This window comes from Streptomyces sp. LBL, from assembly GCF_029893585.1.
Lineage (GTDB): Bacteria > Actinomycetota > Actinomycetes > Streptomycetales > Streptomycetaceae > Streptomyces.
Window position 1 is genome coordinate 1 of the sequence record NZ_JARXYX010000040.1, and the last position, 15,890, is coordinate 15,890.

At 70.1% G+C, this 15,890-nt stretch carries 12 protein-coding genes and 1 pseudogene; 5 read left to right on the forward strand and 8 right to left on the reverse strand.

Annotated features, from left to right (window positions below; translation table 11 throughout):
• Positions 1-115 precede the first annotated feature (115 nt).
• Positions 116-883 (reverse strand): annotated as a pseudogene (locus tag M2271_RS36080) (VWA domain-containing protein); the annotation flags it as partial.
• 428 nt (positions 884-1,311) lie between these two features.
• On the opposite strand from M2271_RS36080, the gene M2271_RS36085 reads away from it, so the two are divergent.
• Entirely contained in the window at positions 1,312-2,337 is a 1,026-nt protein-coding gene (locus M2271_RS36085; RefSeq protein WP_280891750.1) for a C40 family peptidase, read from the forward strand.
• A gap of 174 nt (positions 2,338-2,511) precedes the next feature.
• On the opposite strand, the gene M2271_RS36090 is transcribed toward M2271_RS36085, so the two are convergent.
• From M2271_RS36090 to M2271_RS36110, 5 genes are read right to left on the reverse strand one after another with little or no spacing between them, the layout of a single operon-like run.
• A complete protein-coding gene (locus M2271_RS36090; protein WP_280891683.1) occupies positions 2,512-3,765 on the reverse strand; it encodes a styrene monooxygenase/indole monooxygenase family protein in 1,254 nt (417 codons plus the stop codon).
• Positions 3,766-3,794: 29 nt separating this feature from the next.
• Positions 3,795-4,442, reverse strand: coding sequence for an ATP/GTP-binding protein (locus M2271_RS36095; RefSeq protein ID WP_280891684.1), 648 nt, complete (start codon positions 4,440-4,442; stop codon positions 3,795-3,797).
• Positions 4,423-4,833 carry a DUF742 domain-containing protein gene (locus tag M2271_RS36100; protein WP_280891685.1) on the reverse strand — a complete coding sequence of 137 codons (411 nt, stop codon included), beginning with the start codon at positions 4,831-4,833 and terminating at the stop codon, positions 4,423-4,425. Before M2271_RS36100 ends, M2271_RS36095 begins: the two co-directional genes overlap by 20 nt.
• Complete coding sequence (locus M2271_RS36105; RefSeq protein WP_280891686.1) at positions 4,830-5,339, reverse strand: roadblock/LC7 domain-containing protein; 510 nt, start codon at positions 5,337-5,339, stop codon at positions 4,830-4,832. Before M2271_RS36105 ends, M2271_RS36100 begins: the two co-directional genes overlap by 4 nt.
• Positions 5,336-8,314, reverse strand: coding sequence for a nitrate- and nitrite sensing domain-containing protein (locus M2271_RS36110; RefSeq protein ID WP_280891687.1), 2,979 nt, complete (start codon positions 8,312-8,314; stop codon positions 5,336-5,338). The genes M2271_RS36105 and M2271_RS36110 overlap by 4 nt, the downstream gene beginning before the upstream one ends.
• Positions 8,315-8,701: 387 nt before the next feature.
• Here M2271_RS36110 and M2271_RS36115 point away from each other — a divergent pair, with 387 nt between their 5' ends.
• Positions 8,702-9,490, forward strand: a complete 789-nt coding sequence (locus tag M2271_RS36115; RefSeq protein WP_280891688.1) for a protein phosphatase 2C domain-containing protein — start codon at positions 8,702-8,704, stop codon at positions 9,488-9,490.
• Positions 9,491-9,546: 56 nt separating this feature from the next.
• Here the strand turns inward: M2271_RS36115 and M2271_RS36120 are convergent, their stop codons facing one another.
• Together M2271_RS36120 and lon are read right to left on the reverse strand one after the other, a co-directional pair.
• Positions 9,547-10,041, reverse strand: coding sequence for a MarR family transcriptional regulator (locus M2271_RS36120; protein ID WP_280891689.1), 495 nt, complete (start codon positions 10,039-10,041; stop codon positions 9,547-9,549).
• 332 nt (positions 10,042-10,373) lie between these two features.
• Positions 10,374-12,788: an endopeptidase La gene (gene lon / locus M2271_RS36125; RefSeq protein WP_280891691.1), complete on the reverse strand. Its 2,415-nt coding sequence runs from the start codon at positions 12,786-12,788 to the stop codon at positions 10,374-10,376.
• Positions 12,789-13,202: 414 nt separating this feature from the next.
• Between lon and M2271_RS36130 the strand changes: the two genes are divergently transcribed.
• From M2271_RS36130 to M2271_RS36140, 3 genes are all read left to right on the forward strand, one after another.
• Positions 13,203-13,901 (forward strand): spermidine synthase, encoded by a 699-nt coding sequence (locus tag M2271_RS36130; RefSeq protein WP_280891692.1) that lies wholly within the window; start codon positions 13,203-13,205, stop codon positions 13,899-13,901.
• A 125-nt stretch (positions 13,902-14,026) separates the two neighbouring features.
• Positions 14,027-14,764, forward strand: coding sequence for a response regulator transcription factor (locus M2271_RS36135; protein ID WP_280891693.1), 738 nt, complete (start codon positions 14,027-14,029; stop codon positions 14,762-14,764).
• A complete protein-coding gene (locus tag M2271_RS36140) occupies positions 14,761-15,870 on the forward strand; it encodes an ATP-binding protein (protein ID WP_280891694.1) in 1,110 nt (369 codons plus the stop codon). Before M2271_RS36135 ends, M2271_RS36140 begins: the two co-directional genes overlap by 4 nt.
• Positions 15,871-15,890 lie beyond the last annotated feature (20 nt).

The window sequence follows — 15,890 nt, forward strand, 5'->3', positions numbered from 1 at the left end:
GCCATGGTCATCGGCCGCCGACCGGCACGAGTACCCAACTCGCCATTCAGACCAGACCCGTGACCTGCGACTTCACGATGCACACCACTCATTGATAATCAGAGCATGATGGATTTCAGAGCATGATGAGCAGACGCGTCCCCTGCTTGAGCTTCCTGTTCACCGAACGGCTCTGTACGTACACCTCCAGCTTGGGGTTGTTCCCCGCCTTCACGGAGACGGTCCCCTGGACATCCGTACCGAACAAAAGGCTGCGTGCCGCGTCGCCCGTATAGGCGCGGTCGGTGTCCTTCTCGACCACGACTTCCTTGTTCTGCTGAACCTGAGCCCGAGCACCCAGCTGGTAGTAACACGAACCACGTTCGTACGTCACGCCCGGATGCGAGTCGACGAAGGAGCGAATCTCGACCTCCTTGTCGACTTTCAGGAGCCGGTACTTGTCAGCCGGAATCGGTTCGAGGTTCGCCCGCACCTCGTCAACCGATATGTCCTGGCCGACGGTGAACAGGTTCTTCGTACCGCGCACCCCCTGCTCTCGCCCGCGGAGGAAGCTGGTGGCAGCAGCACGCGCGGCGCCGATCGCCTCCTCGACGCCCTTCTGGGAATCCGCATCCCAGATGGCGATGTTCCCGGCCGGGAAACCGTAGTTCTGGGCGGTCCGCTTGGCCAGGGAGTTCGGAACGAGGATCGCGGAGGTCCAGTGGCCCGGAAGCCCCCTCATTTTCGCCGCGATCTTGTCGAGCCAGGGGCCGAGAATGGCCATGTCGCCGTCGTGCCTCCGGTCGCCGCCGGAGGCGTTCTCCTCACCGTCCGTCACGACGATCTGGAGGAAACTGTGCTCGCCGTATTCCTCCCAGATATGGCCCAGGTCGTCCAGGGACTTGTGTTCCCCCTCCGAGGCTCCCCAAGTGTTGTCTTCACTTTATGGGGAGGCACTGACAACGGCGTTTGGCGCTTCGGCCGGGGCCGGGGCGGTTGGGTGTCGGCGCACGTACGGCTTCTGACGCCAGCCCTGACGCAGGGTCGGACTCCGAACCCGACGCCGGCCCGGACACCGAACCCGACCTCGGCCCGGACGCCGAACCCGACGCCGATCCAGACGCCACGCCGGGCGGCAAGCCGGACGACACCCACGGGTGACCCCGTTGCGCCGAACCGCGCACACCCGGCGCGCGAACCTCCGGCACACGTCTGAAGCTCGCGATGCGGAGCCCCGCGGAAAGACCGCCCGCTCCCCGCAACGGAGGTGATGACGTGTCAGGAAGGCTTCTGCGTCTGGTCTGCACGACGGCGATGGCGGCGACGGCGGCGATGGCGGCCGGAACCGTCCTCGCACCCCGGCCCGCGACGGCCGTCCCCGAGCCCCGGGAACCAGGCAGCCGTTCCCTGCCCGCTCTGCTGACGGACCTTCAGCGGCTGTACCGGGAGGCCGAACAGGCCACCGAGACGTACAACGCCACCGAGGAGAAGCTGACGAGACAGCGGGCCGAGACCGGACGGCTGGAGAAGGAACTCGCCCGCGCCCGCCTCTCCCTGCACGACAGCCGGGGCGCGGCGGGCCGCCTGGCCCGGCAGCAGTACCAGAACACCGGCGATATCTCCCCGTACGTCCGTCTCCTCCTCGCCCGCGATCCCCAGCACGCGCTCGACCAGGGCCACGTGATCGGTCAGGTGGCCCGCGAACGGGCCGAGACGGTCGGACGCCTGGCCGGCACCGAGAAGAAGGCCGCCGGCCTGGCCCGTGCGGCCCGCAAGGCCCTCGACAACCAACTCACCCTCGCGGCCCGGCGGAAGAAGACCCGCGACGACGTCCACAGGCGCCTGGGGGACGTCGAGAAACTCCTCGCCTCTCTCACCCCCGAACAGCTCACCGCCCTCGCCGCGTTCGAGAAGGACGGCGTCGACAAGGCCCAGAAGAAGCTCATCACGTCCGGCACCCTCAACGACGACGACAACAAGCCGTCGGCCAAGGGTCAGAGGGCCGTACGCTACGCCGTACGCCAGATCGGAAAGCCGTACGAATGGGGCGCCGAGGGCCCCAGGTCGTACGACTGCTCGGGCCTGACCTCCGAGGCCTGGCGGAACGCCGGGACCCCCATCCCCCGCACCAGCCAGGAACAGTGGGCGAAACTCCCGAAGATCCCGCTGAGGAAACTGCGCCCCGGCGACCTGGTGATCTACTTCCCCGAGGCCACCCACGTGGCGATGTACGTGGGCAAGGGCAAGGTGGTCCAGGCCCCCCGCCACGGGGAGAAGATCAAGCTCTCACCGCTCGCGTCCCACCCGGTCCTTGGAGCCGTACGCCCAGATGTGCGGCCTTCAGGGGCGCGGAGCTGAGACCTGGTGCGGCTCCGGCGCGTGGGCATCACGCGGCTCCGGCGCGTGGGCATCACGCGGCTCCGGCGCGTGAACGCTCCCGGCCGCGCACAACCCGCAGCCGCCGGCAGCCGCGCCCCCAGCCCCTCGGCGCCCCAGCCCCAGCCCCTGGCACCCCAGCGCCCCCTACCGCCGCTAGGCTCCGGCGACCGACCCCAGATACGCCTGCGTCTTCTCCGGCTCATAGAAGAAGTTCTCGAAGTCCGCGGGGTTGTCGAAGGCGTTGGCGAAACGATTCGCCACCGGCTGCAGCTCGCCTGCCGCGCCCATGAGGTTCAGCACATGCTCCGGCGGCGGGGCCAGCATCGCGTTCGTCCACTTGGTGACATGCTGAGCCATCTCCCAGTACCGGTCGAACGTACCCAGCATCCACTCCTCGTCGAACTCCTTCTCCCCGTGGTCGAGAATCGACGCGAGATAGGCCGCCGCGCACTTGGACGCCGAGTTGGCCCCCTGCCCGGTGATCGGGTCGTTCGCGACGACCACGTCCGCGACGCCGAGGACCAGACCGCCGCTGGGCAGCCGGCCGACCGGATTGCGCACGGTCGGCGCGTACCGTCCGCTCAGCACCCCGCCCGCATCCGTCAGTTCGGCCTTCATAGCCCGCGCGTACTCCCAGGGGACGAACTTCTTCATGAGTTCCAGGGTCAGGGAGAGGTGCTCCGACGGGTCCTTGACGCCGTTGAAGACGTCGAGCGGGCCGCCGGGTACGCCCTCCAGGAAGAGGATGTCGGCGCGGCCGGAGGTGGTGAGCGTCGGCATGACGAACAGCTCACCGACGCCGGGGACGAGGTTGCTGCGGACCGCGTCGTAGTCGGGGTGTTCCGGGCGCGGGCCCACCCCGTGGACGTACGCCACCGCCAGGGCCCGCTGCGGCTCGCTGTAGGGAGAGCGCCCGGGATCCCGGGCGAACATCTGCACCAGCTCGCCCTTGCCCGCCGACACCAGCACCAGATCGTACGTACGGGAGAAGTAGTCGAGGTCGCCGACCGCCGCGCCGTGGATGACCAGCTGGCCGCCGCGCTGCTCGAACGTCTCCATCCAGCCGGCCATCTTCACCCGCTGGTCGACCGACTGCGCGTACCCGTCGAGCCTGCCCACCCAGTCGATCGCCCGCTGCGTCGGACCCGGGTCGTGCGAGCCGGGGGCCGCCACCGAGACGCCGAGTCCTTCGATCTTCGGGGCCTGGGACTCCCAGAAGTTCAGCTGGAGATCACGCTCGTGCTGGAGCGCCGTGTCGAACATGCACTGCGTCGACATCACCCGGCCGGAGCGGATCTCGTCCGCCGTCCGGTTGGACATCAGGGTGACTTCGTAGCCGTGCGACTGGAGCCCGAGGGCGAGCTGGAGACCGGACTGGCCGGCTCCGACGACGAGTATCTTCCGCATACGGGTGCTGGCTCCTTACGGGGGACTGCTCAGGACTGCTCGGGGGTCTCGTCCAGCGCGTGGCGGACGAGGGACAGGAGGGTCTCGATCGCCGAGATCCTGCGCCGAGCATCCATGATCATGACAGGTATATGTGCGGGAATCGTGAGCGCGTCGCGCACATCATCCGCGTCGAACAGCTCGCTGCCGTCGAAGTGGTTGACCGCGACGACGTACGGCAGCCCGCAGCTCTCGAAGTAGTCCAGCGCCGGGAAGCAGTCCTTCAGGCGGCGGGTGTCGGCCAGCACGACCGCGCCGATCGCGCCGCGCACCAGGTCGTCCCACATGAACCAGAACCGCTGCTGGCCCGGCGTGCCGAACAGGTAGAGCACCAGGTCGTCGTCGAGCGTGAGACGGCCGAAGTCCATGGCCACGGTGGTGGTCAGCTTGCCCGGGGTGGCGGTGAGGTCGTCGTGGTCCTCGCTCGCCTGGGTCATCAGCGCCTCGGTCTGCAGCGGCGTGATCTCCGAGACGGCGGTGACCATGGTGGTCTTGCCGACGCCGAACCCGCCCGCCACGACGATCTTCGTGGCGATGGGGGCGCGGGTGCGGTCCGTCTGCCAGGACCTCAGGTCCTCCTCGGCCTCGACGAACGGGGAGACGACGCTACGACCGGCGTCAGAGACGACGGAGTCCACTCAGCACCCTTTCCAGCAGCGCACGTTCCGGGCGGCCGGTGCCATGACCGGTCCCCGTTCCGTACACACGGATCTTTCCCTGGTCAGCGAGGTCGCTCAGGAGCACCCGGACCACACCGAGCGGCATCTTCAGCAGCGCGGCGATCTCGGCCACCGTGCGCATCCGGCGGCACAGTTCGACGATGGCCCGCATCTCCGGCATGACCCGGCTGGTGAGCGAACCGTTCGGCAGTTCCTTGCGCTCCTCGGGCGCTTCGATCGCCGCGACGAACGTCTCCACGAGGAGGACGTGTCCGAAACGGGTACGGCCGCCGGTGAGCGAGTAGGGGCGCACCCGGGCCGGCTTGCGGTCGGCGCCCCGCACGGGAAGCCTGTCCGGCGAATCGCTCATGGCGTACTCCCCGTCGCGGTCGACTCCTGCTCCAGTGATTCGCGTAGCTCGCTGCGGAGTTCGGGCGTCAGGACGTGCCCGGCGCGGCCGACGAAGAGCGCCATGTGGTACGCCACGACGCTCATGTCGCAGTCCGCGTTGCCGTGCACACCGAGCAGCGAGCCGTCGCTGACCGACATCACGAACAGGCTGCCCTCGTCCATCGCGACCATGGTGTGCTTCACCGGCCCGGAGTCCATCAGCCTGGCGGCGCCGACGGTGAGGCTGCCGATGCCGGAGACGATGGTGGCCAGGTCGGCGGCGGAGCCGCGCGGGCCGGAGGGTCTGACCTCGCGGGCATCCCGGGCCTCGGTGTTGCGGCCCTGGTCGGAGGAGAGCAGCAGCAGGCCGTCGGAGGAGACGACGGCCACGGACTGGATGCCCGGCACCTCCTCGACGAGATTGGTCAGCAAGAAGTGAAGATTGCGGGCCTCACGGCTCAGTCCGAAGGTACTGGGCGCGGTCAACTGCTTGCCTCCTCGGCTGTGGCCCCCGTGGTCTCTTCGGCTTGTGCGGTTCCTGCGGCGTCCCTGGCGGGTGCCTGGTGCTGGCCCGGCTGCCCCGGCTGCTCGGAGATCTCAGCCTCCACGTCGCGGTAGCCGGCCTCAGCCCCCCGGCGGAAGCCGCCCAGCCGGCGGCGGAGGGCCTCGGCGTCGACGGATCCGCCCCGCGAGCGCGAGGCGGTGGCCGGGGCACTGATCTTCGGGGTGCGCTTGGGAAGACCCTTGTCGGTGACGCGCTCTTCCGGCTGGTCGAGGACGCGCTCATGGCTGTCGGGACCGATCGTGTACGGACCCGTGTCCGTCGTCTCGGACGTCTCGGACAGCTCGTGCGACTCGGACGGCTCGGACGGCTCCTCGGCCGACTGGTGGAGTTCCGCCTCCGGTTCGTACGGCTCGGCGGCCGGCTCCGAGAGCTCCGGGAGCAGGAGTTCCATCGTGGTCTCGGCCGGCGTCTCCGGGACAGCCTGAGTCTGCGGGACCGGTCGTTCGTCCCCGTTACCGTCCCCGCCCCGGCTGCCGTCCCCATCCCGGCTGCCGTCCCCGGCCCGGTCTGCCTCCGACCGCCGTACGGCCTTCTCGGCGAGCGCGACCAGCGGGTCCTCGTCCTTCGAGCGGCCGCTGACGATGTTGGAGTTGACCTCCGCGTCCGCGCCGGGCAGGGAGAGGTGCGGGTCACCGGCCTCGGGCGGCGCTGACACCGTCGCTACGGCGGCGGTCGGCTGCGCGGCGGACGGCGCGGCCGCCAGCAGGCCCTTCGGCAGGACGACGACCGCGGCGATCCCGCCCTGCTTCTGCAACCGCAACCGCACCCGCACTCCGTGCCGGTGGGCGAGCCGGGCCACCACGTACAGGCCGAGGCCCAGCCCCTCCTCGCCCTCCGTGGCCGCGGAGTCGTAGGACTCGTACGAGATGTCGGGAGTGAAGTCCGCGAGGCGGGTGTTGAGCCGGGCCAGCCGGTCGTCGGTCATGCCGATGCCCTCGTCCTGGACGGAGAGCATCACCTCGCCGCTCTCCAGGAACCAGCCGGAGACCTCGACGGGCAGGTCGGGCGGGGAGAACGAGGTGGCGTTCTCCATGAGTTCGGCGAGCAGGTGGGAGAGGTCGTCCGCGGCGAAGCCGGCCACCTGCCCGTGCGGCGGCAGCGCGGCGATACGGACGCGCTCGTACCGCTCGATCTCGCTGACCGCGGCGCGTACGACGTCGACCAGCGGCACCGGACCGGCGGTCTGCTGGACGTGTTCGGTGCCGGCGAGGACGAGGAGGTTCTCGCTGTGCCGACGCATGACGGTGGCGAAGTGGTCGAGCTTGAAGAGCGTGGCGAGCCGCTCCGGATCCTGCTCGCGCTCCTCCAGGCCCTCGATGACGGCGAGTTGCCGCTCGACCAGGCCCAGGGTGCGCAGCGCGAGGTTCACGAAGGTGGCCGAGATGCTGGTGCGCAGCCGCTCCGACTGGGCGGTGGACTCGGCGAGTTCGGCCTTCAGCTGCTCGCGGGCGTCGGCCATCTTCTGCCGCTGCCCGACCAGGTGCTTGCGGTCGGACTCGAGAGTGGTGACGCGCTCGGCGAGGGCGACGGCGTGTGCGTGCAGGGCGTTGACCGAACGGACGACCTGGGCGAACTCGTCGTTGCGGCCGGTGAAGGCGACCGGCTCCTCGGCAAGGTGGTTCTCCGCCTCGGCGAGCCGGGCCGAGCCCCGCCGCAGGACGGACAGCGGCCGGGTGAGGGTGCGGGCCATGGCCGTGGAGATGCCGACGGCCAGCAGCATCAGGGCGCCGAGGACGGCGATACGGATCTCCAGCGCGGTGACGTCGTCGTCGCGCAGCTGGGCGAGGTCCTTGACCTGGCGGTCGTAGAGGGCGGCCTCCGCACCGCGCATCGCGTCGACACGGGCGGAGAGGGCGGCTTCCGCCTTGCTGGTACTGGTGTCGAGCTCGTCGGCGCTCAGGGCCGGCTGGTCGGTGAGGGTGGCGAGGTACTTCTCGGCGGAGTTGACCTCGGGGCCGGTGACCGTGGCGTCGTAGCGCGACCTGGCCTCGGTGGGCGCGGAGTCCTGGAAGCCGGCGAGGTCCGCGTCGGAGCGCAACCGGGCCTGCTGGGCGGCGGCGCTGAGGGCACCGCGCAGCCTGGAGTCGGCGCCCGAGGAGCCGGTCTGCGTGGTCGGCAGGCCGGTGATGGGGTCGATGACGGTCCGGGTCGTCGTCGGCACGTCGAGCGCGGCGAGCAGCAGGCCCCGGGTCGCGGCGGCCTGCTGGACGGCGGAGTCCAGCTCGGCCAGCGCGTGGGCGCCGGAGCCCGCGCGGGGCGGCATCTGCTCGGCCAGCTGCCCGGCGAGCCGGTGCAGGTCGGTGATGGCGGCGGAGTAGGCCTGGTGCGTTTCGAGGGCGCCGCTCTTGCCGGTGAGCGCGGCCCGGCGTACGGCGGCGACGTCGCCGAGGTCGCCGCGCAGGGAGGCGGGCGTGTCCGTGTCGCCGCGCATCTCCTCGACCTGCCGGTCGACCCGGGAGCTCTGCTGCTCGGAGGGGGCCTTGGACTTGGGCCGGCCGGCCGCGACGTACGAGGTGACCTCGTCGCGTTCATCGGCGAGCGAGTGGGCGAGGGCGAGCGCGTCCTGGGTCTGCTCGGCGAGGGTCACCAGATCCTGGGAGTCGCTGAGCTGCCCCGACGCGGTGATCAGGGAGGGGGTGCCGGCCCCGGCGATCGCGGCGGCCACGACGACGGCGGCGAGAATGAGCCGCGTACGGACGTGGGTGGGACGGCCCTTGCCGACGGCAGCGGCGGCGAGGCCGGCAAAGGCGGCGCCGGGCGTGTCGGGGTGCGGGATTCCGGGCGTGCCGGGGTGCGGGATTCCGGGCGTGGCGGAGTGGGGCGTGCCGGGTGCCTGCTCCACGCCTTTGCCGGAGGCCGCCTGCTTGCCTGTACGACGAGGCCGCGTCTTCTGCACCGGTGCTCGCATTCCTGACTCGTGAATACCCATGGCCCGGGTGACGTCCCGTCAACCCCCCTACAGGGTCGAACTGGTGCATCCACCCGGTGCGGTCCCCGACCCTCCCAGTGCCGGTGGGCGGTGGTCGCGCATCACCTGACCCGCCACCCGAAGGAGTGAACATCGGACAGGAGCGGGCGGGCAAGTTCCTGCGGCCCATGCGGCGGCCTTGTCCGGCGGGCCGGTTGGACGTCCACGGCAGGCGGTGGCACTATTCGCCACCACGCCTTCCCGGAGCTATCGATTCCACCCCAAATCAGGCGGCTGACCTGCGCGGCTGCGTCAGTTCCGCAATGATTGCCAGCCTCTTGCGCACCGCGTGAAGGGCTCGTGCAGACTGGCCGAATGCGTACGGAACTTGTTTCGGAGCCCGGCGACCGGGACCGCCCCAACGAGGACTTCGCGAGCGTCGCCCTACCGGCTTCCGGACTGGGCGGCACGCTCGTGGTCCTGGACGGCGTGACGCCGCCGAAGGGCGCGACCGGTTGTCTGCATTCCGTCCCCTGGTTCACCGCACGCCTGGGCGGAGCGCTGACCGAACTGACCGTTTCCTGCCGAGATCTGACCCTGTCGGAGATTCTCTCCCGGGCGATTCTTCGAACTGCCGAGCCCCACCGATCCTCTTGTGACCTTTCTCACCCACGCACCCCGCAGGCCACGGTGGTTGTGGCCCGCTGGTCGGCGGAGACCGTCGAGTACCTGGTCCTCTCGGACTCGGCGCTCCTGCTGGAGTCCCCCGACGGCACGGTGACCCCCCACCTCGACGACCGTCTCGCCCTCCTCCCCCGTTCCGCCCTGGCCACGGACGCCCTCGCCGACGCGACCATCCGCAACAAGGAGGGCGGTTTCTTCACAGCGGCGGCGGACCCGACGGTGGCGACGCGGGCAGTGACGGGGGTGGTACCGCGCGCCGAGGTCCGCGCCCTGGCCGCCCTGACGGACGGCGCGACCCGCTGGGTCGAGAAGTTCCAGGAGGGCGACTGGACCGACTGCTTCACCTACGTCCACAAGGAGGGCGCGCAAGCGCTGGTGGACCGCGTACGGACGCTGGAGCGGGCGGACGCGGAGCAGCGGGCGCACCTGGGCCGCAGCAAGACCCACGACGACGCGACGGTGGTGTACGTGGAGCTGTGAGGCGGCCGTGGCGGACGTCGGCGGACCCGGCCGGCGCGAACGCGAGACCGGCGAACCTATTTCTCCGTTCCCCGGTTCAACTGGTGCAGCAGCCGGGCCAGTTCCGCGACCTCCCGTGACTGCCAGTCGTCCAGGCGGCGGGCGTACCGAGCGCGCCGCGCCTGTCGCACCCGGGTCACCCGGTCATGCCCCTCCTGGGTGAGGGCGACCAGCCAGGCGCGACCGTCGGCCGGGTCGGGTTCGCGGGCCACCAGGCCGAGGTCCTCCAGGGCGCGCAGCTGACGGGACATCGTGGCCTTGCCGACGCCGATGTAGGCGGCGAGTTCGGTGGCCCGCTGCCGACCGCACTCGTCCAGACGTACGAGGAGGCCGTACGCCGCCGATTCCAGGTCCGGGTGGACCTCCCGGGCCATCTCGGCCTGGTTGGCGCGGGCACGCCGCAGCAGAACGGTCAGTTCCCGTTCCAGCGCCAGGAACGCGGGGTGGTCCATCCCGCTCGCGGACACGCCGGATTCGACTCCTCGTCCGTCGCCGTTTCCGTCTTCGTGCACGTCAGCCCCTGCCTCGGTTTCCCGATCCTGATTGTTTCCGCCCGCCGCCGTCATCACCGCAGCTCCGCCAGTATTTCGCAGGGCTGGGCCAACGGCAGCTTTCGGTGCCCCTTCCCACCCCCGGGTCTACGTGCGTAGCTCGCCTTATCAGGCAACGACGGGCATGCCCACGCCAGTACCGCAGCCAGTGCCACAGGCCGGCAGCTGCCCGCGCTTTCCCGTGGTCGCGCTCGCCCATGGCTGACGACCACACCACACGTACGGCGAAGGCCCGGGCCTCCCTCACGGGACCCGGGCCTTGCCCTGACCGATGACGATGACGCTGACCTACGTCACGCCGCCACCGGAACCTCCGACGCTGCCCCGTTCGTCGCCGGGGCGAGCGCCAGCTCCAGGACCTGGCGGACGTCCGTGACGGCGTGGACGTCGAGCTTGTCCAGCACCTCCGCCGGAACGTCGTCCAGGTCGGGCTCGTTGCGCTTCGGGATGATCACGGTCGTGACGCCTGCCCGGTGCGCGGCAAGCAACTTCTGCTTCACACCACCGATGGGCAGCACCCGACCGGTCAGCGAGACCTCACCGGTCATCGCCACGTCCGTACGCACCGGACGACCGCTGAGCAACGACGCCAACGCCGTCGTCATCGTGACGCCCGCGCTCGGTCCGTCCTTCGGCACCGAGCCCGCCGGGAAGTGAATGTGCACGCCCCTGTCCTTCAGGTCGGCGACCGGCAGCTCCAGCTCGGCTCCGTGCGAGCGCAGGAAGCTCAGCGCGATCTGCGCCGACTCCTTCATCACGTCACCGAGCTGCCCGGTCAGGGTCAGACCCGCGGCACCCGTCTCCGGGTCGGCCAGCGACGCCTCGACGTACAGGACGTCACCGCCCGCGCCCGTGACGGCGAGACCCGTCGCCACACCCGGCACCGCGGTCCGCCGCTCGGCCGGATCCTGGGCGGACTCCGGCACATGGTGCGGCCGGCCGATCAGCCCGCGCAGATCCTCGTCCCCGACCGTGAACGGCAGTTCCCGCTCGCCCAGTTCGTGCTGGGCCGCGACCTTGCGCAGCAGCCGCGCGATGGCCCGCTCCAGGGTGCGGACACCGGCCTCGCGGGTGTACTCGCCGGCGAGCTTGCGCAGCGCGCTCTCGTCCAGCGTGACCTCTTCCGTCTCCAGACCGGCACGCTCCAGCTGACGCGGCAGCAGGTGGTCCCGTGCGATGACGATCTTCTCGTCCTCGGTGTACCCGTCGAGCCGGACCAGCTCCATCCGGTCGAGCAGCGCCTCCGGGATGGCCTCCAGCACGTTGGCCGTGGCGAGGAAGACGACATCCGACAGATCGAGCTCGACCTCCAGGTAGTGGTCCCGGAAGGTGTGGTTCTGCGCCGGGTCGAGGACCTCCAGCAGAGCCGCGGCCGGGTCGCCCCGGTAGTCCGACCCCACCTTGTCGATCTCGTCGAGCAGCACGACCGGATTCATGGACCCGGCCTCCTTGACGGCCCGGACGATCCGGCCGGGCAGCGCACCCACATACGTACGCCGGTGCCCGCGGATCTCGGCCTCGTCCCGCACCCCGCCGAGCGCGACCCGTACGAACTTCCGCCCCATGGCGTGCGCCACGGACTCGCCCAGCGAGGTCTTACCGACACCAGGAGGCCCGACGAGTGCCAGTACGGCACCGCCACGGCGCCCGCCGATGACACCCAGCCCCCGGTCCGTACGACGCTTGCGCACCGCCAGGTACTCGGTGATCCGCTCCTTCACGTCCTGCAGCCCGGCGTGCTCGGCGTCGAGGATCGCCTTGGCGCCCTGGATGTCGTACTGGTCCTCGGTCCGCTCGTTCCACGGCAACTCCAGCACCGTGTCGAGCCAGGTACGGATCCACGACCCCTCGGGCGACTGGTCACTCGCCCGCTCCAGCTTCTCGACCTCCTTGAGAGCGGCCTCGCGGACCTTCTCCGGCAGATCGGCGGCCTCGACGCGGCTCCGGTAGTCGTCGGACTCGTCGCCCTCCGACTCCCCGTTGAGCTCGCGCAGTTCCTTCCGCACGGCCTCCAGCTGACGGCGCAGCAGGAACTCCCGCTGCTGCTTGTCGACGCCTTCCTGGACGTCCTTGGCGATGGTCTCGGCGACATCCTGCTCGGCGAGGTGGTCACGCAGTTGCTGGGCGGCGAGCTTCAGCCGGGCCACCGGGTCGGCGGTCTCCAGGAGCTCCACCTTCTGCTCGGTGGTCAGGAAGGGCGAGTACCCGGAGTTGTCGGCAAGAGTGGACACATCATCGATGGCCTGCACCCGGTCCACGACCTGCCAGGCCCCACGCTTCCGCAACCAGGCCGTCGCAAGAGCCTTGTACTCCTTGACGAGTTCGGTGACCTGCCCCGGCAGCGGCTCGGGCACGCTCTGGTCGATCCTCGTCCCCTCGACCCACAGGGCCGCCCCCGGCCCGGTGGTCCCGGCACCGATCTTCACCCGCTCCCGCCCGCGGATGAGGGCGCCCGGGTCGCCGTCGGCCAGCCGGCCGACCTGCTCGACGGTGCCGAGCACACCGGTGCCCGCGTACGTCCCGTCGATGCGCGGCACCAGCAGAACCGTGGGCTTCCCGGGTTCCGACCGCGCGGCAGCCTGAGCCGCCTCCACCGCGGCTCGCACGTCGGCGTCGTTCAGGTCGAGCGGAACCACCATTCCGGGCAGAACGACCTCGTCGTCGAGCGGCAGCACGGGCAGAGTGAGCGGTGTGGACGTCGAAGCCATGATCTCCCCTTCGGTAATCAAGTTGAGCTATGCCGACTCAATGCACGTGAGCCCCAGAATGTTCCCCACCCCGCGTTCGCTGTGAGCGATCACCCCGCCGGCGCAGGCAGGCCCCCTGGGCTCCGCCCTTACGCCCGCCGCCACCGACGCCCTCGTGCCGGCGGCGACCCTCGCAGTCCGTTCCACGGTGAGGCGCTCCTTCCATTTCGCCCCACCCTTCGCCCCCCCGCGCGACGCTGTCTATGACGGGCCGCCACGGGAGCCACCATTCACAGCAAGTTCCCAGCAAACCCCGCACTCCCACCCTCGTCCCTCCGCCCCCTTCCCACTCCCCTCCCCATCCCTTTGGCTCGCCCTCCCCTCCCCCTCCCCCTCCCTCTCCCCCTCCCCCTCCCGCCCTGCCAAAATGGCCCGATGCTCACCCCGTACGACATCCCTGAAGTCCTGGACCGTCGCGAGGGCCCCCACGGCGAGATCGTGTTGCGGCGGCACGGCGGGTTACTGCAGATCATCGCCAACGGCTGCTTCCTGATGGACACCTCGGACGGCCGCTCGGAAAAACGGCTGGTCGAAGCGGCACTGGACGCACTCGACGCACTGGACGCCCCCCGCGAACGCGCCAAGCCAAGCATCCTGATCGGCGGCCTGGGCGTCGGCTTCTCGCTCGCGCACGCCGCCGCCAACCCCCGCTGGGACCGCATCACGGTGGTGGAACGCGAGGCCGCCATCATCGACTGGCACCGCGACGGCGGCCCGCTGTCGCCCCTCTCCTCCCGCGCCTTGGCCGACCCCCGCACCGAGATTGTGAAAACCGATCTGGTCGCATTCGTCAATGAGACATGCGACACGTTCGACGCACTGTGCCTCGACATCGACAACGGCCCCGACTGGACGGTCACGGACGACAACGACGGCCTGTACTCCCCCGCCGGACTCGCGGGCTGCGCAAGGGCGTTGAGGCCGGGAGGGGTACTGGCGGTATGGTCGGCCCAGCCCTCTCCGGAATTCGAGGGAACCTTGCGGAATGCCGGGTTCCAGCAGGTGCGTACCGAAGAGATCCCCGTTGCCCGGGGCGTTCCGGACGTCGTGCATCTCGCCGTCCGGCCTGGATAGCAAAGGCGCGGTGACTCCCCGTACCCTGCTTCTCTGACGCCAATGATTCAAGCGTCAATCGCAGTCATGCATAGACAAGGAACCACCCCACTGGTTCCGGAAAAGCCACACCTCAGGGGCGGGCGATGGAGCAGACACACACCTCCCACAACGGCACGGCGGCGACTCCGGGCGCTCAACGCCGGGTCCTGGTCGTCGAGGACGACCCGACGATCGTGGACGCCATCGCGACCCGCCTGCGCGCCGAGGGATTCCTCGTGCAAACGGCGGTCGACGGTCCGTCCGCCGTGGATACGGCAGAGGCCTGGCAGCCCGATCTGCTGATCCTCGACATCATGTTGCCCGGCTTCGACGGTCTGGAGGTCTGCCGACGCGTGCAGGCCGCCCGGCCGGTGCCGGTCCTCATGCTCACCGCGCGCGACGACGAGACCGACATGCTGGTCGGGCTGGGCGTCGGCGCCGACGACTACATGACGAAGCCTTTCTCCATGCGGGAGCTGGCGGCACGCGTGCACGTGCTGCTGCGGCGCGTCGAGCGGGCCGCGCTGGCCGCCGCGACACCGCGCAGCGGCATCCTGCGACTCGGCGAGCTGGAGATCGACCACGCGCAGCGCCGGGTCCGGGTGCGCTCCGAGGACGTCCATCTGACGCCCACGGAGTTCGACCTCCTGGTCTGCCTGGCGAACACCCCGCGGGCGGTGCTCTCCCGGGAGCAGCTGCTGGCCGAGGTGTGGGACTGGGCCGACGCCTCCGGCACCCGCACGGTCGACAGCCACATCAAGGCGCTGCGCCGGAAGATCGGCGCCGAGCGGATCCGTACGGTGCACGGCGTGGGTTACGCCCTGGAGACGCCGACGCCATGAGCGACGGGCCGGCCGGTCGGAGCAACCCCAGGGATCCCTGGGGCGGCGGGGTGAGCCCGTACTCGATCAAGACCAAGCTGGGCGCGCTGGTCGTCTCCTCGGTACTGATCACCACCGGGCTGTCGATGATCGCGGTGCGCACCAACACGGAGCTGCGTTTCATCACGGTGTTCTCGATGATCGCCACACTGCTCATTACGCAGTTCGTGGCGCATTCGCTCACCGCTCCGCTGGACGACATGAACGCGGTGGCCAAGTCGATATCGCACGGCGACTACACCCGCCGGGTGCCCGACAACCGCCGGGACGAGCTGGGTGACCTGGCCCAGACGATCAACCGCATGGCGGACGATCTGGAGGCCCAGGAGCAGGAGCGCAAGGAACTCGTGGCGAATGTCTCGCACGAGTTGCGCACACCGATCGCAGGTCTGCGCGCGGTCCTGGAGAACATCGTCGACGGTGTGACCCAGGCCGACCCGGAGACCATGCGCACGGCCCTGAAACAGACGGAGCGGCTGGGCCGGCTGGTCGAGACGCTGCTGGACCTGTCCCGGCTGGACAACGGGGTCGTACCGCTGCGGAAGCGGCGTTTCGAGGTGTGGCCGTACCTGTCGGGCGTGCTGAAGGAGGCCAACATGGTCGCCTCCGCGCGCGCGGGCATCGCCTCCGGCTCCGGAAGTCACACCCGTACCGACGTCCATCTGCACCTGGACGTGTCCCCGCCGGAGCTGACCGCACACGCCGACCCGGAGCGGATACACCAGGTCGTGGCGAATCTCATCGACAACGCGGTCAAGCACAGCCCGCCGCACGGCCGGGTCACCGTCAAGGCACGGCGCGGGGCCCGGCCCGAGTCCCTGGAGCTGGAGGTTCTCGACGAGGGCCCCGGCATTCCGCCGTCGGAGTGGCACCGGGTCTTCGAGCGATTCAACCGCGGCAACGTCAGCCGGCCGCACGGGCCCGGCAGCGACGGCGGTACGGGGCTCGGTCTGGCGATCGCCCGCTGGGCGGTGGATCTGCACGGCGGCCGGATCGGAGTGGCCGAATCCGAGCGGGGCTGCCGAATCCTTGTCACCCTTCCGGGACTTCCTTCTTTGCCAAGTTGACGTAAAGTCCGAAGCGGAAC